This window comes from Cellulosilyticum sp. ST5 (assembly GCF_046529625.1).
Taxonomy (GTDB): Bacteria; Bacillota; Clostridia; order Lachnospirales; family Cellulosilyticaceae; genus Cellulosilyticum; species Cellulosilyticum lentocellum.
Window position 1 is genome coordinate 1066570 of the sequence record NZ_CP132338.1, and the last position, 22295, is coordinate 1088864.

A 22295-nucleotide genomic window follows, 5' to 3' on the forward strand; every position below is an offset into this window, starting at 1 on the left:
TAAGAAGAGGAATGATGTATTTTGTGCAATGTTATAATCTGTTTCATGAGAGACGGCTTATAAGATTGCGCAACATTGCTTTCTCTTCTTAATTTGATGAGTTTTAAAATGTAACAAATGAAATCATATTTGGAGAGGAGCAATACAAATGGTAAAAAAATATTCAACCCAATTAGCTGGAAGAGAACTTTCAGTAGAAATTGGAAAAGTAGCAGGCCTTGCGAATGGTTCAGCAACAGTAAGATATGGTGACACGATGATTTTAGCAACAGTTGTTGCAGCAGATGCACCTAAAGAGGGCATTGATTTCTTCCCTTTAAGTGTTAACTATGAAGAAAAATTCTATTCTGTAGGTAGATTACCAGGTGGTTATATTAAACGTGAGTCTAGACCTTCAGAAAAAGCTATTTTAACATCAAGAGTTATTGATAGACCAATGCGTCCATTATTTCCTAAAGATTATCGTAATGATGTTGTGATTACAACAACTGTACTATCTGTAGATCAAGACTGTAGTCCAGAAGTAACAGCTATGATTGCAGCATCTTTAGTAGTAGATATATCTGATATTCCTTTTGCAGGTCCAGTAGGTTCTGTACAAGTGGGATTGGTAGATGGTAATCTTGTATTTAACCCAAATCAAGAAGAACGCCAAAAATCAGACTTAGCTCTTACGGTTTCTTCAACTAAAGATAAAGTCATGATGATTGAAGCAGGTGCCAATGAAGTACCTGAAGATATAATGTTTGATGCCATTATGAAGGGCCATGAGTTTAATCAACAGGTAGTTCAGTTTATTGAAGCGATTAAGGAAGACTGTGGAAAAGCTAAAAATGAGGATTATATTAAATTTGGTGTACCAGCTGAGATTTATAATGAAATAGTTTCTCATATTGGCGATAAACAAATGGAAGAAGCAGTTTTCACTGATGATAAACAAGTAAGAGAAGTACAACTGAAGGCATTAAAAGAGAAGGTTATTGCAGCTTTAACTGAAGCTGGTAAAGAAGAGGATTTAGTTTATCTAGAAGAAGCTTTCTACCAATTTGAAAAGAAAACAGTTAGACGTATGATTTTAAAAGAGTCAAAGCGTCCAGATGGTCGTGCATTAGATGAAATCAGACCACTTGCAGCAGAGGTAGATTTAGTGCCACGTGTTCATGGTACAGGTTTATTCACTAGAGGCCAAACACAAGTGCTTACTGTAACAACTTTAGCAACTTTATCTGAAATGCAGACTTTAGATGGATTAGATGAATTAGAAATTTCTAAACGTTACATGCATCACTATAACTTCCCACCTTATTCAGTAGGAGAAGCAAGAGCACCACGTGCTCCAGGACGTCGTGAAATTGGACATGGTGCTTTAGCAGAACGTGCATTAGTGCCTGTATTACCAACTGAACAAGAATTCCCATATGCTATTCGTACTGTATCAGAAGTACTTAGCTCAAATGGATCAACTTCACAAGCAAGTATCTGCGGTTCAACTTTATCATTAATGGCTGCAGGTGTACCTATTAAAGCACCAGTTGCTGGTATTTCAGTAGGACTTGTAACAGGAGAAACAGCTGATGATTTCGTACTTCTTACAGACATTCAAGGATTAGAAGATTTCTTTGGAGACATGGACTTTAAAGTAGGTGGTACACACAAAGGGATTACAGCTATTCAAATGGATATGAAGATCAAAGGTCTTACACCTGAAATTATTAAAGGTGCCTTAGAAAATACAAAAAAAGCAAGATTTTATATTTTAGATGAAATCATGTTAAAAGCAATTCCAGCAGTAAGAGATCATTTATCTCCTTATGCACCAGTTATTACACAAATCACTATTGATCCAGAAAAGATTAGTGAAGTAATTGGACCAAAAGGTAAAATGATTAATCGTATTATTGAAGAAACAGGCGTTAAGATTGATATTGAAGACGATGGACGTGTCTTTATTTGTGGTTCAGATGCTGATAAAGCACAAAAAGCAATTCAAATGATCGAAGGTATTGCTAAGCCAATCGAAGAAGGGCAAGAATTTGATGGTAAGGTTATGCGTCTCATGAATTTTGGTGCTTTTGTAGAATTAGTGCCAGGTAAAGAAGGACTTGTTCATATTTCTCAATTAGCTCATGAACGTGTAGCAAAAGTAGAAGATGTAGTAGCTGTTGGTGATTCTATTAAAGTAAAGGTAATCGAAATCGATAAACAGGGTCGTATTAATTTATCTCACAAGGTACTTCTTCCAAAGCCAGAAAAGGAAAAAGAATAAAAAATAAAAGGGAGGGAAACCTCCCTTTTATTTTTTAGAGATTATTATCAATAAATGGAGGAAACTATGAAGTCTCAAGTATCAGCTTTATTTAAGGCCATTTTATTAGTCGGATGGTTTATGCTTGCTTCTACAATGGTAAGCATAGGAGTAGAACTATTTACTGGAAATCCAGCAAATTATCAGATGGTTATAACAGAGCATAGATATGCTATTAGTTTAGCAAGTCAGATCCTTTGTTTCATAGGGCTTGTTATTTTTACGGCAAATCAGCCGGTTATTAAGCAAGAGAAACAAGAGATTCATATTAAATTAATCCTACGTTATGTTATAATGGGATTAGGAGCTTGGCTCATGTGTATTATTGTAACACAAGTACTCATTCCCTTTTTTCCAGAATATGAAGCAATTAGTGAACTTTTTAGTAAGAATGAGATTATTTTAAGATTTATTGTTTTAGTCATCATGGCACCCTTTTTAGAAGAGTATTTATTTAGAGGGAAAATGCAAGCTTACTTAAAAGAAGGATTTGGAGCAACTTTTGCTATTGTTATTCAAGCTATTTTGTTTGGAAGCTTACATCAATTAGGTTTACAAAAGATATATAGTACTTTTATGGGACTAGTGTTCGGAATAGTAACAGAAAAGGAAGAAAATTTCTTGTCTACTTTTATCATGCATATGGTTATTAATTTCATTGGTTGGTATGTGGGTAGTTTTGTGGGTCGTATTTTATAGGAGATAAATGTTATTCAGTTGAAGATTGGTTATAATATACAAGGAGAAACAAGTATTATTTTTCTAAAAGAGGGGGAAGGTGAAAATGGATATTAAAGAATTAGACCGGTTAGCAAAAGAAAATGCACCCATGCCTAATGGGTTAGCTATGCATGAGCAGTGTTACTATATTTCTTCACGAGGCCTATATCAGCAATATGCAGCAAAAGCCATTAGCCTTTCACAAGCTAAACTAGAAAAGAAGCAAGTGATAGAACAATATCAAAAAGGTCAGGAACAATGGCAATTATTTATAGGTCTATTTGAGGTGCAAAATAAGCTTCAACAATTGAAAGAAGAAGAGTTTAATAGTGTATTAGAATTTGAGATATTAGAGTGTATCAATCAGTTGTTATAGATCTAGTATCTAGTTATAAAGGAAAGACAATCAGATATTCTGAGCATTACGCTTTGGAAGGGACAAAATTAAACCATCACTTGAAGTGATGGTTTAATTTTGAGTATCTCATTATAAATGATATTTTAACGTAATTCACTTTTTTCATTACAAAATGAATCACAGAGTTTCATAAATCTTATCAGCTTCTAGGTTATTTTCTGACAAGATGGTATCTTCCCCTTAAGAGAACTCCTTTTTATCATCTAAGTACTATTCCATTGTCTGCATCTAAAATAAGGACTTCATTTTCCGTTAATTGATTGATAAAGGTACCACAGCCAACAATGCATGGAATGTTATATTCCCTTGCCAAAATAGCTGCATGACAGAGCCTACCACCTTGCTCGGTAATGATGCCAGATATCTTATGAATAGCGATCATAAAATCTGGTGTGGTCATTCTTGAGGCAATAATACATCCTGAGTAAATGTTTTTTAAGTCTTCCATATCTTCTATAATAGCAACGTGTGCTTTAACACATCCGCTTACAACACTAAGACCAGATGTGACAAATTGGCTAGCATCAGATTCGTGTTTAATACTATTTCCTGTAATCTGTCTTCTGCCATCTAGGATTTCTCTCATTAGAGGACTCCAAGCTTGCAACTCTTGATGATTAGAAAGATTTTTTTCAAGTCTTGTGTGTAATTCGAAAACCATTCGATCAAAAGACATAATTAAATCTCTTGTAGATAAACCTAGTTGTTTATGGTTCATTACGATATCAAAATATCGTTGCTTATACTCTGGAATATAGGGTTTGAACTGATCTAATAGAATAGTTACCTCAATTATATGTTGAGTCATTTTAGCTTTAGCATCTTCTAACGCTCTATTATTTTGAAAAAATGCTATGCTTGTATAAGCTTGGTCTAATTTTTCTTTGATTTCTTGGCTATTAGTTTGTAAAAGTTTTCGTACAGTATTCATTCAATCCTCCTGGTTAATAAGAGGGTTACCGTCTAGCTAGCCCCCTCTGTGTAGTTGGTTGTATAAGAATAATCATTGAAGCACTCATCTGCATCATCCTTCCGTTGTTATATTTATTAGATAGTAGCACAATGATATAAAATAAACAATACTATGTTTAGTTAAGAAAAAATCAAACCAGTGATTATCTTCTCTGTAATTGTTGTAAGGTGACTTTAGCTTTTATTACATAATTAACTAGCGATTTACTACTAATACTTATTACTTTTATCCATTACTATTATCTAATAGACTTGAAAACGTTATCCATTACTGTTATAGTAAGAAATATTGACTAATGAACTTGAAAGGATTGACTACCAATAGATGAAGAAGAATAAAATTCAAAAAACCAAGTGGAAAGCGGGAAATATGGTTTATCCGATTCCAGCTGCCATGGTAAGCTGCGGGGATAGTGAAAGAGCTAATATTGTAACTGTAGGTTGGACAGGTACCATTTGTACTAATCCTCCTATGACCTATATTTCTTTAAGGCCGTCTCGCTTTTCCTATGATCTTATTAAAACAAGTGGGTATTTTGTCATTAACCTTACCACTAAAAGCCTTGTGCGAGCTACAGATTTTTGTGGTGTAAAAAGTGGAAGAGACATAGATAAATTTCAAGCTATGGACCTGACGGTAATAAGAGATGAGGACACAGGTTGCCCCATGATAGGGGAAAGTCCTGTAAGCATTGTTTGTAAAACAAAAGAAATCAGAGAATTGGGTTCGCATCATATGTTCATTGCAGATGTGATGAATGTTTATATTGATGAAAAATATTTAGATGAAAAGGGAAAATTTCATTTAAATGCAACAGATTTAATTGCTTATTCTCATGGAAGCTATTTAAGCTTAGGTGAAGAATTAGGAAGCTTTGGTTATTCTATTTGTAAGACGAAAAAGAAGGATATTAAAATACAAAAAGGATCTAAAAGTTTCCAAGCTAATAAAATAAAGGATGAATCAACTGATAATCATAAAAACAGAAATAAAAGCCAGCAAAAAGCTAAGAAAAAGTATAAGGCGGAGAGTAATACGAAAAAAGTTGAAACCTTAAAGAATACTTTCTCAAAAAAGACTGTTACTCGTCAGAAAAAGAAAAACTAGGATAGTAGAAGTTGATGATAAGGCGTTCTCTATTCGTTTATGAACAGAGGCAGAATAATAAAAACAAAGAAATAGGAGTGAATAAATACGAAATTTATTCACTCCTATTTCTTTGTTTGAGATGTACTTAATTTCCTTATTAAAAAGATAAAAAAGAACTGCCATCAATAGATAATAAAAAGTGTATAGGATAAGTTTCTGAAGCATTTCCAATTAGATAAAGTGTATAAATGCGAGCAACTTTTAAAGAGCAATTTTTTAATTCACAGAAAGAATGAGTTTGATTATGAGACAAAGCAGTTATGCTATAGGTACTAGGAGTAAAAGAAAGATAATGGGAGCTTTGATGGGGAGAAATCTTTTTAAAAGTCGGAGTTTGTTCAGAAAATTGAACATTGACTAAGTCTGATAAATCACAAAAAGTACCTAGACGTAATAAACAATGTCCTTCAGGAATGGGACGCTTAGCATCGTTAATCAAATAAAGACCAGGACCTGATGTTTTAAAATCAGTGGTAATAATAAGGGTATAAATTTTTTCATTACTTATCCAAATAGAACGTGTGCATAAAATATCAGTTTGCTCATGTACAGTAATGTAGATCTGGTGTTCTCCTCTTGTAAGAGGTTCATAATAACTAAAGTCTTCATAAAGCAAGTCTTTTATATAAAGTACATCGTCTAAATAAACATCCAGACTCATTGGACTTGGAAAGGCATGAAAACAACGTAAAAAAGCCTCAGAGGTGTCCATTTTCTTTTTCATAACAGTGCCTCATTATTCATATTCTATTATAGTATATGTAAAGCGTTAAAAATCATGTTATTTACCTAGTAGAAGGTGTATACGTTAATTTGTGATAGAAAAATCATGTGAATTAGAGAAAATAACTAATTATTTTAGAAATAATTAGAAAATGATGTTCATATTAACAAATATATTATAAAATAGAGATATCATTACATGGAATCTTCAGGGAGGTTATAGATGAACAAACAGAAACTGATGCAGCTTTTAAAAAATGATGAGGGATTTAAATTAGATTTTAAATTGAAATTAAGTTTAGAATTAGATTCAGAAAAAAAAGAGTTTGTAAAAGATGTAATTGCTATAGCAAATACACCAGGTGGTAGAGGCTATATTGTATTTGGGGTAGAAGATTCCACAAGACAAATAATAGGATTAGAAGCTATTCCTGAGCATATTGAAGAACGTATTCAACAAGTAATTGCTAATAGGGCAACACCACCTGTTCCTGTACGATTTGATACGATAGAAGTTGAAGGTAAGGTGCTGGGGGTTGTTACCATTTTTAAAAGTATGCAAGTACCTCATCAAATGCTTCAAACAGGTGCTTTTTATATAAGGAGGGGGTCTACAACAGATAAAGCTGGAAGGCATGAAGTGGCTAATATGCTGCAACAATATGGCATGTTAAGTTTTGAAAATGTACCTTGTAGAGGAAGTAGTTTAAAGGATTTAGATGAAAAAGCTTTATGTATGAAATGGGGTAACCCTTCGGATAATAATCCTGAGCAGCTTTTATTACTTAGTTCATTAGGTATTATTGCAACGGATTATGAAAGGGAAGCTTATTATCCTACCTATGGTGGCCTATTGTTATTTGGAAAGCATCCACAAGATTTTATACCACAAGCCATTGTAGAAGTGAGTTGTAATAATCAAATAATAGGAATAGATGGTAACATTTTAGAGATGCTAAAAACATTTCGAGAACAGGTAAGTAAGCTTTTACCTGAAGCTTATCCGATATCTGGTTTAGTAGAAGTACTTACAAATGCGATTATACATAGAAATTATTGGAATAATGCACAATATATTCAGGTTGTTATTAATAAAGACTATGTTAGAGTAACAAACCCAATGAGTCATGAAGTTTATGAAGGAAGACAGCAACGTTGGCGTGTTAATCCTTGGCTTTATTCAAGGCTACTTATTATGAGTCAAAGACAAGATAACTTTCATCTTGGCATAGGACTTGAGAAAACCAAGGAGCTTTTTAAAGCGGCTGGAGGGATTAAAATCGAATCCAAACGTTTAGAAGGTGTTTTTGAAGTAACTTTACCAGGAACAGCAGTTTATTAAAAGGGGGAACTATTATGCAATTAGAAGAAGTAAAACGCATATTAAATGCAAAATTGTGGATTGGAGAAGAACAACTTTCCAGTGAAGTTTATACAGCTTGTGGTTGTGATCTGATGAGTGATGTTTTAGCTTTTGCAAAAGAAAAGGTTTTATTATTAACCGGACTTGTTAATTTACAAGTGATTCGTACAGCTGAAATGCTAGATATTAAAGCAATTGTTTTTGTAAGAGGTAAATCACCTAGTGAAGATATGATTGCATTAGCCGAGGAAAAGGGGATGACTATTTTTTCAACAGAAGAACCACTTTATATGGCTTGTGGTAAATTATATGAAGCTGGTTTAACGGGTAAAGGAGACGCATAGTATGAAATTACATTACCAGGTAGATGGGGAAGATTTTTTAAGAGCAGGAGAGGCTTCAGCGTCACTCAAACGAACCTTAAAACAACTGGGAATGGATGCAGCTATTATTAGAAAAATTGCAATTGCTATGTATGAAGCAGAAATGAATATGGTGATTCATGCTAATGGAGGTGATATAGAGGCAGAGGTTTGTGCTGATTATGTTGCTGTTAGTTTGAAAGATGTAGGCCCAGGTATACCGGATATTGATAAGGCCATGCAAGCAGGCTATTCAACTGCGTCGCATCAAATAAGAGAATTAGGATTTGGTGCAGGGATGGGGCTTCCGAATATGAAGAAATACAGTGATGACTTGCATATCGAATCTAAAGTAGGAGTAGGAACAACTGTAACCATTAAAGTCTTTTTAAAGTAATAATGAATGAGAAAGGAGGAAAAGCGCTTATGTATACCCATTCAGTAACAATAGAAAAAGAGAAATGCATTGGTTGTACAGATTGCATTAAGCGCTGTCCAACGGAGGCTATTAGGGTGAGGGGCTCAAAAGCTGAAATCATAGAAGAGCGTTGTATTGACTGTGGTAATTGTATAAGAATTTGTAGAAATGGTGCTAAAAAAGCAGTCATGGATGAATGGGAGCTGCTTGATAAGTATACTTATCGAGTAGCTCTCCCCGCACCTTCTTTATATGCTCAGTTTCCAGCAGCAAAAGATATTAATGAGATATTAGAAGCACTTTATCGCATAGGTTTCACAGATTGTTTTGAAGTAGCTTTTGCAGCAGAAATGATTACACAAAGAACATATGATTATCTAGAAAAGGCAACACACTTACCAGTCATTTCATCATCTTGTCCGGCTATTGTAAGATTGATTCAAAGACGCTTTCCATCGTTATTACCCCATTTGTTACCGCTTATGTCACCTATGGAGTTAGCAGCGCGTTATGTGAAGAAACAATATGCAGAAAGAGGTATTGAAGAGGAGCAAGTAGGTGTGTTTTTTATTTCACCTTGTCCAGCTAAAGCAACTGAAATTCATCGTCCAAAAGGATTTTCTAGGTCTTATGTAGATGGTGTTTTATCTATGCAAGCACTATATAAAAAAATTAAGCCTAATTTAAAACATTTTGAAGGCAAAAATCTACATCGCAAAAGTAGTTATATTGGCCTCATGTGGGCCATGAGAACAGGAAGCCTAGATCAACATCGTATAAAAAGTCATGTTTCTGTAGATGGTATGGAAAATGTGATTGAGATTTTAGAAAAGGTAGAAGATGGCACTTTAACGAATGTAAGCTATATTGAAGCTCTTGGATGTACAGGTGGATGTTTAGGTGGTGTTTTAACCGTTGAAAATGCATTTGTAAGCTGTAATACACTTAAAAAATGGATCGATGAGGAAAGTACGGAGCAAATTGTAAAACACTCAGATGTTTGGAAAGCATTGAAAGAAGAAGCTTGTTATTTTGAAAAAAGTATTACACCAAGGCCGGTTTTTACACTAGACAGTGATATGGAGAAAGCAATTGCAAAGATGGAAGGGATAGAAGAACTCTATAGCCGTTTGCCACAAATAGATTGTGGAGCTTGTGGGGCACCTACTTGTAGATGTTTTGCAGAAGATGTTATTAAACAAAAAGCAAAGATTGAAGAATGTGTCTTTATGCTAAGAGAAAAGATTAAAGATTTATCTAATCAAATGCATGCATTAACACAAATAAATGTTCCAACAGAAAAAGGAAAAAGAAAAAAGGAGGAGATCAAATGACAGTAGGAGAACTCAAAGCAGCTTTAAATTTAAAATTAGTAGCAGGAGAAAGTGGCTTATCACGTGAAGTAAAAGATGGCTATACAGGGGATTTATTAAGTTTTGTTATTGCACATGCGAAAGAAGATGATGTATGGATTACTGTACAAGGACATATGAATACGCTAGCAGTAGCTGTTATGGTAGGTATATCAGCTATTATTTTGGCAGAGGGTGTAGAGATTGATGAAGCTGTAAAGTTAAGAGCAAACCAAGAAAAAATACCTGTATTTACCTCAGAAAGTAATAGCTTTACATTAGCCAATCAAATTGCAAAGCTATTGTAAAGGAGGTCAGTATGTCACTGATATATGATTTTCATATTCATACTGCCGTTTCTCCGTGTGCTGATATAACCATGACACCCAATAATATCGTGAATATGAGTATACTTAAAGGTTTACAAGCTATTGCGATTACAGATCACCAAACAACTGCGAACTGTGAGGCTGTTATGAAGGTTGGAAGAGAAAAAGGGTTATTGGTTATACCGGGCATTGAAATCGAATGCATGGAAGAGTTCCATTTAATTGCTTTGTTTGCTAATTTAAAAGAAGCAGAGGATATAGGGCGGTGGATTAATGAAGGACTTCCTAAAATTAATAACCGAAAAGATTTATTTGGTCCACAGCTTATATTAAATGAAGAAGATGATATTGTAGGAGAATTAGAACAGTTACTTTTAACGGCTACTCAAATAACCGTATCAGATATAGTAAAAGAAGTGAGACGAAAAAATGGTGTCATTTATCCAGCGCATATTGACCGAAATAGCTATAGCATTTTATCTAACTTAGGAGCTGTACCAGAAGAATTAAATTTTAATATACTGGAGATTTCACGAAAAGCATCCTTTAAAGAATATGAAAATATGTATAATAGATGCACAATTATTCAATCGTCTGATGCACATTATTTATCAGATATTGCTGAAAACGGAAGGGTTTTACCAAATTCAAATCATGAATTGATTCATCTGGTCCACCAATTAAATAATAATAACTAAATAAAATGATAATAACATACAAAAACTGACATAAAATTCATTGAAAGTATACAACATTACTGAAAGTTCAGAATTTGTTGATTGACTTTAATTATACTTTGTGGTATTTTCATAAAGTAATTACCTATTTTGTATCATTTTTGTTATTTTTTTAACAAAAATGATAGAACCTATGGAATAAGGAGGATATATTATGGCATGTGAAAGTTGCAATAATAAGCTAACCCAGAGTTTATATGCTGAGTTAGAACAGTTCATTAATGAGCTACCTGAAAAAAAGGGGGCACTTATTGCAGTATTACATAAGGCACAAGGTTTATTTGGCTATTTACCTAAAGAAGTTCAAATGTTTGTAGGTGAAAAGCTCAATATTCCTGTTTCACAAGTCTATGGCGTAGTAAGTTTTTATTCCTTTTTCACCATGACACCAAAAGGAAAATACCCTATATCTGTTTGCCTCGGAACTGCTTGTTACGTACGTGGTGCAGATAAAGTATTGGATGCTTTCAAAAAAGAATTGGGTATTGAAGTAGGACAAACAACAGCTGATGGCAGATTCTCATTAGATGCACTCAGATGTGTAGGCGCATGTGGTCTTGCACCCGTTGTGCTTATTGGGGAAAAAGTATATGGCCGTATTGGCTCAGCAGAAGAAGTGAAGAAAATCCTAAGTGAATATGATGAAGCGTAAGGAGGAAAGCTATGCCAAAAATAATGTCTTTAGACGAATTACAAGCTTTAAGAGATAGTGTTAAAAATAAAATAGATTTAAGAGAAAAGGGCGATCACGTAGATCAGATGATTGTTATCCGTGTTGCAATGGCAACCTGCGGAATAGCAGCAGGTGCAAGAGATATTATGAATTATTTTTCAGAAGAAGTACGCGCACGTGGGCTTAATAATATTGTTCTTACACAAAGTGGTTGTATGGGCTATTGTTATGCAGAGCCTACAGTAGAAATCACTATTCCAGGAAAGGAACCTGTTGTTTATGGTGATGTTAACAAAGCACGTGCAGCAGAAATATTAGAAAAACATATTATTGGTGGGGAAATGATAGAGGGCATCATACCTGTTGCTCATAAATCACTAGACGAATAAAGGAAGGAGGCCCTAGAATGTCTAAGTATACAATGCATATTTTAGTGTGTGGTGGAACAGGATGTCTGTCCTCACAATCAAATGAAATCGTGGATCAACTTATTGCTCATATTGAAGAAGTAGGAATGAGTGAAGAAGTACAGGTGTTAAAAACAGGATGTTTTGGATTTTGTGAAAAAGGTCCAATAGTGAAAATACTTCCAGACAACACCTTTTATGTACAAGTAAAACCAGAAGATGCAGAGGAAATTGTTAAAGAGCACATTGTTAAAGGAAGAAAAGTACCACGTTTACTTTATGAAGATCCTACAACAGAAGAACATGTTTCTGACTCTAAACATATGGATTTCTATAAGAAACAAATGCGTGTTGCACTGCGTAACTGTGGATTTATAGATCCTGATAATATTGAAGAATACATAGCAAGAGATGGTTATGCCGCTTTAGCTAAAGTTTTAACCATGACACAAGAAGAAGTTATTAATGAAGTAAAAGCTTCAGGACTTCGTGGCCGTGGGGGCGGTGGTTTCCCAACGGGACTCAAATGGGAGTTTGCTTATAAGAATAAAGCAGATCAAAAATATGTTGTTTGTAATGCCGATGAAGGAGACCCAGGCGCATTTATGGACCGTTCTATTTTAGAAGGAGATCCCAATTCTATTGTAGAAGCTATGGCTATTTGTGGTTATGCAATCGGTGCAACTAAAGGCCTTGTGTATATTCGTGCAGAATACCCATTAGCTATTAAACGCTTAGAGTCAGCTATTCATTCAGCAAGGGAATATGGTTTATTAGGCGATAACATTATGGGTAGTGACTTCTGTTTTGATATTGACATTCGTTTTGGTGCAGGTGCTTTCGTATGTGGTGAAGAAACAGCACTTATTCACTCTATGGAAGGTATGCGTGGAGAACCTACTACTAAACCTCCATTTCCAGCAGCAAGTGGTTACTGGGGTAAACCTACTAATGTTAATAACGTTGAAACCTTTGCTAATATTCCAGTTATCATTTTAAAAGGAGCAGAATGGTTTAGTAAGATTGGTACAGAAAAATCTAAAGGTACAAAAGTATTTGCTTTAGCTGGTAAAATCAATAATGTTGGTTTAATTGAAGTACCTATGGGTATTACTTTAAGAGAAGTCATTTATGATATTGGTGGTGGTATTAAAAACGGCAAGCAATTTAAAGCTGTTCAAACAGGTGGTCCTTCTGGCGGTTGCTTAACAGTAAAAGACCTTGATACCCCAATCGATTTTGATAACTTAATTGCAAAAGGCTCTATGATGGGTTCTGGTGGTATGATTGTTCTGGACGAGGATGACTGTATGCCTGCTGTGGCTAAATTCTATCTTGAATTTACAGCAGAAGAGTCTTGTGGTAAATGTACACCATGCCGTATAGGAACTAAACGCCTTTTAGAAATATTAGAGAAAATTACAGCTGGTAAAGGAAGCGAAGAAGATTTAAAAGTATTGAAGGAATTAAGCGAAGTGATTAAAGATACTGCACTTTGCGGATTAGGTCAAACTGCACCAAACCCTGTTCTTTCTACACTTACAACCTTTGAAGATGAGTATTTAGCGCATATTTATGACCATAAATGTCCAGCAGGACAATGCACTGCATTACTACAATATCATATTACAGAGCAATGTAAAGGATGTACAGCTTGCGCTAGAGTTTGTCCAGTAGGGGCCATTTCAGGAACAGTAAAAGCATTACATACGATTGAACAGGAAAAATGTATTAAATGTGGCGCTTGTATGGATAAATGTAAATTTGCAGCAATCGTAAGAGAATAGGGAAAGGAGAGAGAAAACATGTCAGAAATGAAAATTACAATAGATGACACACAGGTGATGGTTTCTCCAGGTACAACTATTTTAGAGGCAGCTAAAAAAATTGGTGTACAAATTCCAACACTTTGTCATTTAGATTTGCATGATACAAAAATGGTAAATCAAGCAGCTTCTTGTAGAATTTGTGTAGTGGAAGTAGAAGGTCGTAGAAACTTAGCACCTGCGTGTGCAACGCCAGTAACGGATGGAATGGTAGTTAATACACGTTCTATTAAAGTACTTAATGCGAGAAGAATGGTACTTGAACTTTTATTATCAGACCATCCTAAAGATTGCTTGATATGTGAAAAGTCAGGAAACTGTGAACTTCAAGATTTAGCGATTACTTTTGGTATCCGTGAATTAACTGTCGGGAAAGATGGCGCACAATCTACCTACAGAAAAGACGTTAGTGAAGCCATTGTTAGAGATATGGACAAATGTATTATGTGTAGACGCTGTGAAACCATGTGTAATAAAGTACAATCTGTAGGGGCTCTATCAGGTATTAATAGAGGGTTTGATGCTGTTGTTGCAACAGCTTTTGAAGTAGATTTAGCAGATTCTGTATGTACGCATTGTGGGCAATGCGTAGCTGTTTGTCCAACAGGTGCGCTTTCTGAAAAAGAACATATCTGGAATGTTGTAAGACAATTAGCAGATCCAGGAAAAGTAGTTGTTGTACAGACAGCTCCAGCTGTAAGAGCAGCTTTAGGTGAAGAATTTGGTATGGCACCTGGTACATTAGTAACAGGTAAAATGGTAGCCGCACTTAGAAAATTAGGTTTTAATTATGTGTTTGATACAGATTTTGCTGCTGACGCAACCATTATGGAGGAAGGTGCAGAACTTGTAGATCGTCTTACAAGATTTCAAAATGGAGACCCAACTGTAAAATTACCAATTTTAACAAGTTGCTGTCCTGCATGGGTAAACTTTTTTGAAAGCCAATTCCCAGATCTTTTAGATATTCCTTCAAGTGCAAAATCTCCTCAACAAATGTTTGGTGCGATTGCAAAATCCTATTTTGCACAAAAGATGAATATTGATCCTAAAAACATGGTAGTTGTATCCGTTATGCCATGTTTGGCTAAAAAGTATGAAGCTTCAAGGCCAGAATTTAATAGAGAAGTAGATATTTCTATTTCTACTAGAGAACTTGCGCATTTAATTAAAAAAGCCAATATTGACTTTAACAATCTTCCTGAGGAAGATTTTGATCATCCACTAGGAGAATCTACAGGAGCAAGTGTTATTTTTGGAACAACAGGTGGGGTAATCGAAGCAGCTGTACGTACAGCTTATGAAGTTATTACTGGAGAAACCCTAGGTAAAGTTGATTTTGAAGAATTAAGAGGTTTTGAAGGCATTAGAAGTGCTACTGTGAAAGTAGGCGACTTGGATTTAAATATTGGTATTGCCCATGGTCTTGGTAATGCAAGATTACTTTTAGAAGAAATTAGAGGTGGCAATCCAAACAATTATCATGCCATTGAAATTATGGCATGTCCTGGCGGTTGTATTGGTGGTGGAGGGCAACCTTATCATCATGGAAATAGTGAGATTTTAAAACAACGTCAAGCAGCCATTTATGAAGAAGATAGAAATAAAGCGATTCGTAAATCACATGAAAATCCTTATATCAAAGAAATGTATGCCAATTATTTTGGAAAACCAATGAGTCATAAGGCACATGAATTACTTCACACCTATTATGAGCCTAAAGAAAAAATATAAGTAATAAAAACAGATTAACAGAAGATTGGCGCTGTTAATCTGTTTTTTATTGGGCCGTAATAATCAGATTTATAGTTGAGGTATATGCAAAGAGTAGAATATTTTACTAGCTATTAAAGGGCAGAGATGAAAGTCTAAAAGTGGTTAAAAGTGAATTGACAAAAAAATAACAATAAGATATATTTTAATTAAAGATATTGTATAAAGCAGATAAAATAATGGTGCAAGAAGGGCTTTGAGATTCTACTAGGAGATGAGAACATGTGGATTATAGATTTTTTTAAATCGAATTGTAAAAACTGCTATGCGTGTGTAAGAGCTTGTCCTGTTAATGCCATTCAAGTACAAGCAGAACAAGCTAAGATTGTTAAAGAACGTTGTATTGGATGTGGCAAATGCTTGAAGGTATGTCCGAAAAATGCAAAGCATGTCCAATCTGAACTAGAGAAGGTAAAGACTTATTTAAAACAAGAAGGAAAAGTAGTAGCTTCAGTGGCCCCTAGTTTTGCAGCTCTTTTTGACAAAGGTAGTGAAAAGTTACCAGCAGCATTAAAAAAGCTAGGATTTGATGTGGTAGAGGAAACAGTGGTAGGAGCAGAATTAGTAACGGAGGTATATGAAGCCTATAGTAAGATGCCAGGGGATCAGTGTTATATGACAAGTTGTTGTCCTACGGTTAATGCACTTATTCAAAAGCATTATCCTGAAGTAATACCTTTTTTAATACCGGTGGTTTCTCCAGCGGCTTGTCATGGAAAAATGATTAAACGTCATTATGGAAAAGAAACAAAAGTTGTTTTTATAGGTCCTTGCTTATCTAAAAAAATAGAAGGCATTGAAGAAGAATCCATTGATGCGGTGTTAACCTTTGAAGAATTATTAGAGTGGATTAAAGAAGAAAAAATAGATTGGGAAAATCTCCAGACGATGCCTTTTGATGCCACAGAGGAGAGACAACGTCGCTATCCTATAGTAGGAGGAATGACACACACGATTAAAGATCAGTCCTTACCTCGAAAGATTATCCAAATAGATGGAGTTGATGAGTGTATAGATATGATGCCACATATTATGAAGGGTGCATTTAAAAATACGCTTATTGAGATTCATGGTTGTAGACAAAGTTGCATCTCTGGAGCAGGTATGCCTCAGGATGGTGTTAATATATATGAAAGAAGAGAACGTATTAAGAAATATGCAGAAGGACAAAGTATAGAGGTACCGCCGGAAGAAGAAAAGACAATAACAGATTCGATTAATTTACATAAGGAATTTCATAATTTAAAACATCAATTAAAGATTCCTAGTGAAGAAGAAATTGAGAGTATTTTAAATAGTATTGGCAAAGAAACGAAACTAGATGAGCTTAATTGTGGCTCTTGTGGTTATAAAACCTGCCGTGACAAAGCCATTGCGGTATTTAATGACATGGCTGAACCTAATATGTGTCTGCCTTTCATGAGGCAAAAAGCAGAAACCTTAACGAATATTATTTTTGAAGCCACACCTAATTTGATTATTATGGTGAATGAAGCATTAGAGGTCATAGAAATTAATCCAGCTGCTAGAAAATTTTTTGACTTGTCAAAGGATATAAGTAATAGATTGCCAGTCAGTGCACTAATGGATGAAGAGAGCTTTAAAGAAGTAAGACGTATGAAAAAAAGTATATTGAATCAAAAAATCTTTTTACATGGCATAGATGCTACAGTGGTACAAAGTATTATCTGGAGTGATTACCATGCGATTATGGTGTGGATTGCTAATGATGTAACCTATGATGAAAAGAAAAATAAGCAGCTACAGAATATGAAAATTGAAGCCATTGATATGGCACAACAAGTTATTAATAAACAAATGACAGTTGCACAAGAAATTGCAAGCTTATTAGGTGAAACAACAGCAGAAACGAAAGTAACATTAACTAAGCTCAAACAACTTATTCAAGAGGAAGAGGCTATGAAACGATGAAATTTTTTATGGATTTTGCAGCAGGTAGCTTAAATAAATATGGAGAAGAGCTTTGTGGCGATAAAGTAGAGTTTATCAGTGAAGCAGATGGCTTCATTGCTGTTTTATCAGATGGGTTAGGAAGCGGTGTGAAAGCTAATATTTTAGCAACACTAACGTCTAAAATTGCCATCACCATGTTAAAAGAGGGTTTACCAATTGAAGACGTAGTTGATACTATTATTCATACACTTCCGATCTGTTCAGTAAGAAAACTAGCTTATTCCACGTTTACGATTATTAAAGTTAATCAAGAAGGTATGGTATATATTGTTGAATTTGATAATCCCAGTATCTTTTTTATGCGAGAAGGTAAAATACAATCGCTTGAGAAAGAGACAAGGGAAATTAATGGACGTATCATCCATGAAAGTCATTTTAAATTACAGCAAAAGGATACACTTGTCTTTGTTAGTGATGGTGTAATTCATGCCGGTGTAGGGATGGTACTTAATTTAGGTTGGAGTTGGAAAGAAGTTGCCCAATATTTACAAAGTTTAGGCGTAGAGGATTTACCTGCTAAAAAAATTACAAGCTTACTACTAGGAGTATGTGAAGATCTTTATATTGAGAAGCCAGGAGATGATACGACTGTAGCAACTATCAAGGTGACGGAACCTAAATTAGCAACTTTATTTTCTGGACCACCCTGTGATAAAAATCAAGATAGTATCGTAGTAGAAGAACTCATGCAAACAAAAGGTAAAAAGATTGTATGTGGCGGAACAGCAGCAAATATTGTTTCAAGAGAGTTAGGAAGAGAAGTAACGACTAGCTTTAATATTATTGATCCACGTATTCCACCTATTGGACATATTAAAGGCATTGATCTTGTGACAGAAGGTGTTCTCACCATTCAAGGCGCTGTAGAAAAACTAGAGCAAGTGAAGGTGAGTAAGGATTTAGACTTTTTATATCAAGAAGATGGAGCCTCTTTACTTGCTAGAATGCTCTTTGAAGAATGTACCCATTTAAAAATTCTGATAGGAAGAGCCATTAATCCAGCTCATCAAAATCCAGATTTCCCTAATGCGTTAAGCATTAAGCTTAATATTTTACATAGATTAGAAGAAGTATTAACAAGCTTAGGAAAAATAGTATCTGTTATTTATTACTAATAAAAGATAACAATAAGGTTAATTAGTCAATAACGCATCTCATTAAAAGATAGCTCTTTTTAAGAACTATCTTTTTTATTTATCTAGAAAAAGGGAAAATGTGAAAGCTAAGGTTATTATCACTTCAAAAATTTGAATGACAGTTGTCTGAGAATAGATGAAATGATTCTATAGAACAAGTAAACGACTATTTAATGATTGAAAAATAACAATTATCTGATATAATGGAAAAAGATGGTAAAAGGAGGGCGAAGGATGAGGAAATGGGTGAGTTTAATAGCTATATTAACCATAAGTGGCATACCATTGCAAGCAGAAGGAATACAGCAACCAGTCAATGAAATAACGGCTGAAGTATCTCAGAATAAGGAAGTAATAACTTATTTATCAAGGCAACTATTTAATACGATTTTAGAAGAACAGCATTTATCTTATTTAATGACACAAACAGAAAATCAAGAGATATCTTTAAAAGAAGCAGCATATGCCTTGTGTCAAATGCTCAATGAAGCAGGCATTTATTTGCCGGAATCAGAAGGAATAAGTGATCCCTACATTGGCAAGCTAGTACTGTTAGGGATTTGGCAGGAATCAGAGCTTAATGGGGAAAGTTTAATGACAAGTGAAGTATGGGAAAGAACCTACGAGAGGGTATTGTACTACCAGGAAAGTCAACAAGCTTTTACTAGGGTAGATACTAAAAAAGAGAAAACAATGATGGCGTATCGTCAAAAGACGGCAACTAGCGCTTCTTATGAAGAAATAGAAATAGGCAAGTTAACACTAAGCAATCAAGTATTAGCTTATGGGGCTTATACTTATCCACTATATATTTTTGCAAATACAAGTTATATTGATTTAAATACCTTGGAGGCTTTAGGATTCACTTTTGAAAAACAGCCACAGGGTGATGTACTAAGCTTTACCCAGGGAAAAGAACGAGCTAATGAGCCTGTGAAAGAAAAAAGCATAGCTGTAAGTCTATCAAAAGAAAAAATTTATTATAGCACCTTAAAAACTTATGCTTTGAAAAGCGAGCATGGTTTATTTATTCCTTTACGCATTTTAGAAATGGAATTTAATTTAAAATATGATACGGCTATAATAGGTTTAGAAGTAGCTACGAAGAAAGCAAGCTATTTAAGTTATCAAGAGGGTCTTTTACATAATAGCAGTGGACAGCCTATAGAAGTGGTTACTACCAGTTATTATTGGGATGGAGAAAAAATCATACAAGAAATGAAAAGGCAACATCTAGAAGTTGGACAAAGTATAGAAAATCCTAGTGCTTGTTATGTATTAAGAGGTGCCTATTATTTAAATACTTTGGTAAACTTAGTGGAAACTCAAGGTGAAAGCTATCAAGATCAAAAGTTATATGGACAGCAGATGGAGAGTATTTTAAAGGCCTATGAAAAAGCAAGGTTAGCTGAAATAAAAAAGCGGGAAGAAAAAAAACAAGAGGACAATAAACAATCAGAGAAAATCACCAACCAGGAGGTATTTCCGCCAGCACCTGTATATGCAACTTTGAAAGTGGACGCCAAAGGATTAAAAAAAGGTGAACAAGTTGAAATTTACAGAGAAGATAATGGGGGCTATACAGTAATAACTCAGGAAGGAAAAAAAGTGACGATTCCTAGAAGCAAACTGATTATTCCATATGATCAAAAGGTAACAGCGGCACCAGCTTCTAAAGTACAAATTGAAACATACATTAATACGCAAAATATAGCTAGTGATACTGAATACCTAGTATGGACAGATTTATATAGGCAAACAACTTATATTTTAAAAGGAAGTAAAAATGAATGGCTGCTTGTAAAACGCATGATTTGTTCCACAGGAAAAAATCTAACACCTACCCCAAGAGGCTTTTTTACTTTGAAAAATAAGGTACCTTCTTTTGGGCAGGAAAAAGGCTATAGTTGTAAAAATGCTTATGGGTTTATTGGTTCTACCTATTTATATCATTCCATTTTATATGATAAAACAGGAAGTTATATTATATCGGGCAAAAAGGAATTAGGACAAAAAGCTTCACATGGATGTATTCGCTTATTGCCAGAAGATAGTTTGTGGCTTTATACCAACATGCCAAAAGGAACAAAGGTATGGATTAATTAAAAGTTCATTGTTAAAGAAAATTGAAACTTAGTTTGAAAAACGCATAATCTACATAGGACTATATCATAATAGTAAGAGTTATTAATGTTTGGAATAGTAAAGTATTATATGATATAATAAAGCCACATCTAAAGGAGGAAGAATATGTCAGACACAAAAGTAACACTAAAAAAAGAGTATAAAAATACATGGGATACTTATTCTAAGGAAGATTTAGAAAAGCTTTTTGCATATGCAGAGCGCTATAGAAAATTTATTTCTGATAATAAAACAGAAAGAGAATGTATTAGAGATCTAGTTAAAAAAGCAGAGGCAGCGGGTTATCAAGATATACAAGAATTGATAAAAGCAGATAAAAGATTAGTAAGTGGCGACAAAGTTTATGCTAATTATAAAGACAAGACCCTTATTTTGTTTTGTGTAGGTGAAAAACCATTAACAGAAGGACTTAATCTTTTAGGAGCACATTTAGACTCACCGCGTTTAGATTTAAAACCTAATCCACTTTATGAAGATACTGATTTTGCTATGTTAAAAACACACTATTACGGTGGTGTTAAAAAATATCAATGGGTTGCTATGCCTTTAGCTATCCACGGTGTGGTTGCTAAAAAAGATGGTAGTATCGTCAATCTTAATATCGGAGAAGATGAAACAGATCCTGTAGTAGGTATTTCAGACCTGCTTATTCACTTGGCTGGAGAGCAAATGCAAAAGAAACTTAGTGAAGCTATTAAAGGAGAAGATTTAAATATTTGTTTAGGAAGCATTCCTTTAGCAGGAGAAGAAAAAGATAAAGTTAAAGCTAATATCTTAAAGCTACTTTATGAAAAATATGGTATAGTTGAGGAAGACCTTGTGTCAGCTGAGATTGAGATTGTTCCAGCAGGAGCAGCAAGAGATTATGGACTTGACCGCAGTATGATTATAGGGTATGGTCAAGATGACCGTGTTTGTGGTTATGCTTCTTTTGAAGCACAACTAGAAGTAGAAAAACCTGTGAAAACAACAGCTACTGTTCTTGTAGATAAAGAAGAAATTGGTAGTGTAGGTGCCTCAGGTATGCAATCTCACTTCTTTGAAAATATGGTAGCAGAACTACTTAATTTAACCGGCGAATACTCTAGTTTACTTTTAAAGAGAACATTAGCCAATTCAAAAATGCTTTCTTCTGACGTGACAGCAGGTTATGATCCTAACTATGCAAGTGTATTAGAAAAAAATAATGCTGCCTACTTTGGTAAAGGTGTTGTTTTCATGAAATATACAGGTTCAAGAGGAAAATCAGGTTCTAACGAAGCTAATGCAGAGTTTGTAGCAGAGCTACGCCGTATAATGGAAGAAAACCAAGTAAGTTGGCAAACAGCAGAACTTGGTCGTATTGACCTTGGTGGTGGTGGTACAATCGCCTATATCCTTGCTCATTATGGTATGGATGTGATTGATTGTGGTGTACCAGTTCACAGTATGCATGCACCATGGGAAATTACAAGTAAAGCTGATTTATATGAAATGAGAAAAGCTTATGTAGCTTTCCTTAAAAATGCATAA

20 protein-coding genes are annotated in these 22295 nt (G+C 34.6%); 18 read left to right on the top strand and 2 right to left on the bottom strand.

Annotated features, from left to right (window positions below; translation table 11 throughout):
* The first annotated feature begins 148 nt into the window (after positions 1-148).
* The 3 genes from QTL86_RS05275 (at position 149) to QTL86_RS05285 (ending at position 3401) form a co-directional block, all read left to right on the top strand.
* Complete coding sequence (locus tag QTL86_RS05275) at positions 149-2266, top strand: polyribonucleotide nucleotidyltransferase (protein ID WP_127066867.1); 2118 nt, start codon at positions 149-151, stop codon at positions 2264-2266.
* 66 nt (positions 2267-2332) lie between these two features.
* A complete protein-coding gene (locus QTL86_RS05280) occupies positions 2333-3004 on the top strand; it encodes a CPBP family intramembrane glutamic endopeptidase (protein WP_190283340.1) in 672 nt (223 codons plus the stop codon).
* An 85-nt stretch (positions 3005-3089) separates the two neighbouring features.
* Positions 3090-3401 carry a hypothetical protein gene (locus QTL86_RS05285; RefSeq protein ID WP_013657406.1) on the top strand — a complete coding sequence of 104 codons (312 nt, stop codon included), beginning with the start codon at positions 3090-3092 and terminating at the stop codon, positions 3399-3401.
* A 241-nt stretch (positions 3402-3642) separates the two neighbouring features.
* Here QTL86_RS05285 and QTL86_RS05290 read toward each other — a convergent pair whose 3' ends face one another.
* Complete coding sequence (locus tag QTL86_RS05290; RefSeq protein WP_127066865.1) at positions 3643-4374, bottom strand: PEP-utilizing enzyme; 732 nt, start codon at positions 4372-4374, stop codon at positions 3643-3645.
* Positions 4375-4740: 366 nt separating this feature from the next.
* Between QTL86_RS05290 and QTL86_RS05295 the strand changes: the two genes are divergently transcribed.
* Positions 4741-5523, top strand: coding sequence for a flavin reductase family protein (locus QTL86_RS05295; protein WP_410496716.1), 783 nt, complete (start codon positions 4741-4743; stop codon positions 5521-5523).
* A 139-nt stretch (positions 5524-5662) separates the two neighbouring features.
* On the opposite strand, the gene QTL86_RS05300 is transcribed toward QTL86_RS05295, so the two are convergent.
* Positions 5663-6289 carry a DUF4397 domain-containing protein gene (locus QTL86_RS05300; RefSeq protein ID WP_127066863.1) on the bottom strand — a complete coding sequence of 209 codons (627 nt, stop codon included), beginning with the start codon at positions 6287-6289 and terminating at the stop codon, positions 5663-5665.
* Between the two features lie 222 nt (positions 6290-6511).
* On the opposite strand from QTL86_RS05300, the gene QTL86_RS05305 reads away from it, so the two are divergent.
* The 14 genes from QTL86_RS05305 (at position 6512) to QTL86_RS05370 (ending at position 22295) form a co-directional block, all read left to right on the top strand.
* Complete coding sequence (locus QTL86_RS05305; RefSeq protein ID WP_410496717.1) at positions 6512-7630, top strand: helix-turn-helix domain-containing protein; 1119 nt, start codon at positions 6512-6514, stop codon at positions 7628-7630.
* Between the two features lie 14 nt (positions 7631-7644).
* Complete coding sequence (locus QTL86_RS05310; protein WP_013657401.1) at positions 7645-7995, top strand: hypothetical protein; 351 nt, start codon at positions 7645-7647, stop codon at positions 7993-7995.
* Position 7996: 1 nt separating this feature from the next.
* On the top strand, positions 7997-8410 hold the full coding sequence (locus QTL86_RS05315; protein WP_127066861.1) for an ATP-binding protein: 414 nt from the start codon (positions 7997-7999) through the stop codon (positions 8408-8410).
* Between the two features lie 2 nt (positions 8411-8412).
* Positions 8413-9765, top strand: a complete 1353-nt coding sequence (locus tag QTL86_RS05320; protein ID WP_127066860.1) for a [Fe-Fe] hydrogenase large subunit C-terminal domain-containing protein — start codon at positions 8413-8415, stop codon at positions 9763-9765.
* On the top strand, positions 9762-10091 hold the full coding sequence (locus QTL86_RS05325) for a DRTGG domain-containing protein (protein ID WP_041712989.1): 330 nt from the start codon (positions 9762-9764) through the stop codon (positions 10089-10091). Before QTL86_RS05320 ends, QTL86_RS05325 begins: the two co-directional genes overlap by 4 nt.
* A gap of 11 nt (positions 10092-10102) precedes the next feature.
* Positions 10103-10810 (top strand): PHP domain-containing protein, encoded by a 708-nt coding sequence (locus QTL86_RS05330; RefSeq protein ID WP_410496718.1) that lies wholly within the window; start codon positions 10103-10105, stop codon positions 10808-10810.
* 193 nt (positions 10811-11003) lie between these two features.
* Positions 11004-11501 (top strand): complex I 24 kDa subunit family protein, encoded by a 498-nt coding sequence (locus tag QTL86_RS05335; RefSeq protein ID WP_013657397.1) that lies wholly within the window; start codon positions 11004-11006, stop codon positions 11499-11501.
* A gap of 11 nt (positions 11502-11512) precedes the next feature.
* Positions 11513-11911 (top strand): (2Fe-2S) ferredoxin domain-containing protein, encoded by a 399-nt coding sequence (locus QTL86_RS05340; protein ID WP_013657396.1) that lies wholly within the window; start codon positions 11513-11515, stop codon positions 11909-11911.
* 17 nt (positions 11912-11928) lie between these two features.
* Positions 11929-13716, top strand: a complete 1788-nt coding sequence (locus QTL86_RS05345; protein ID WP_410496719.1) for an NADH-ubiquinone oxidoreductase-F iron-sulfur binding region domain-containing protein — start codon at positions 11929-11931, stop codon at positions 13714-13716.
* 18 nt (positions 13717-13734) lie between these two features.
* Positions 13735-15489 (top strand): NADH-dependent [FeFe] hydrogenase, group A6, encoded by a 1755-nt coding sequence (locus tag QTL86_RS05350; protein WP_410496720.1) that lies wholly within the window; start codon positions 13735-13737, stop codon positions 15487-15489.
* Positions 15490-15750: 261 nt separating this feature from the next.
* Positions 15751-17460, top strand: a complete 1710-nt coding sequence (locus tag QTL86_RS05355) for a [Fe-Fe] hydrogenase large subunit C-terminal domain-containing protein (protein ID WP_410496721.1) — start codon at positions 15751-15753, stop codon at positions 17458-17460.
* Positions 17457-18617 (top strand): SpoIIE family protein phosphatase, encoded by a 1161-nt coding sequence (locus QTL86_RS05360; RefSeq protein WP_127066855.1) that lies wholly within the window; start codon positions 17457-17459, stop codon positions 18615-18617. The genes QTL86_RS05355 and QTL86_RS05360 overlap by 4 nt, the downstream gene beginning before the upstream one ends.
* A gap of 255 nt (positions 18618-18872) precedes the next feature.
* Positions 18873-20744 carry a L,D-transpeptidase family protein gene (locus QTL86_RS05365; protein WP_410496722.1) on the top strand — a complete coding sequence of 624 codons (1872 nt, stop codon included), beginning with the start codon at positions 18873-18875 and terminating at the stop codon, positions 20742-20744.
* A gap of 144 nt (positions 20745-20888) precedes the next feature.
* On the top strand, positions 20889-22295 hold the full coding sequence (locus tag QTL86_RS05370) for an aminopeptidase (protein WP_127066853.1): 1407 nt from the start codon (positions 20889-20891) through the stop codon (positions 22293-22295).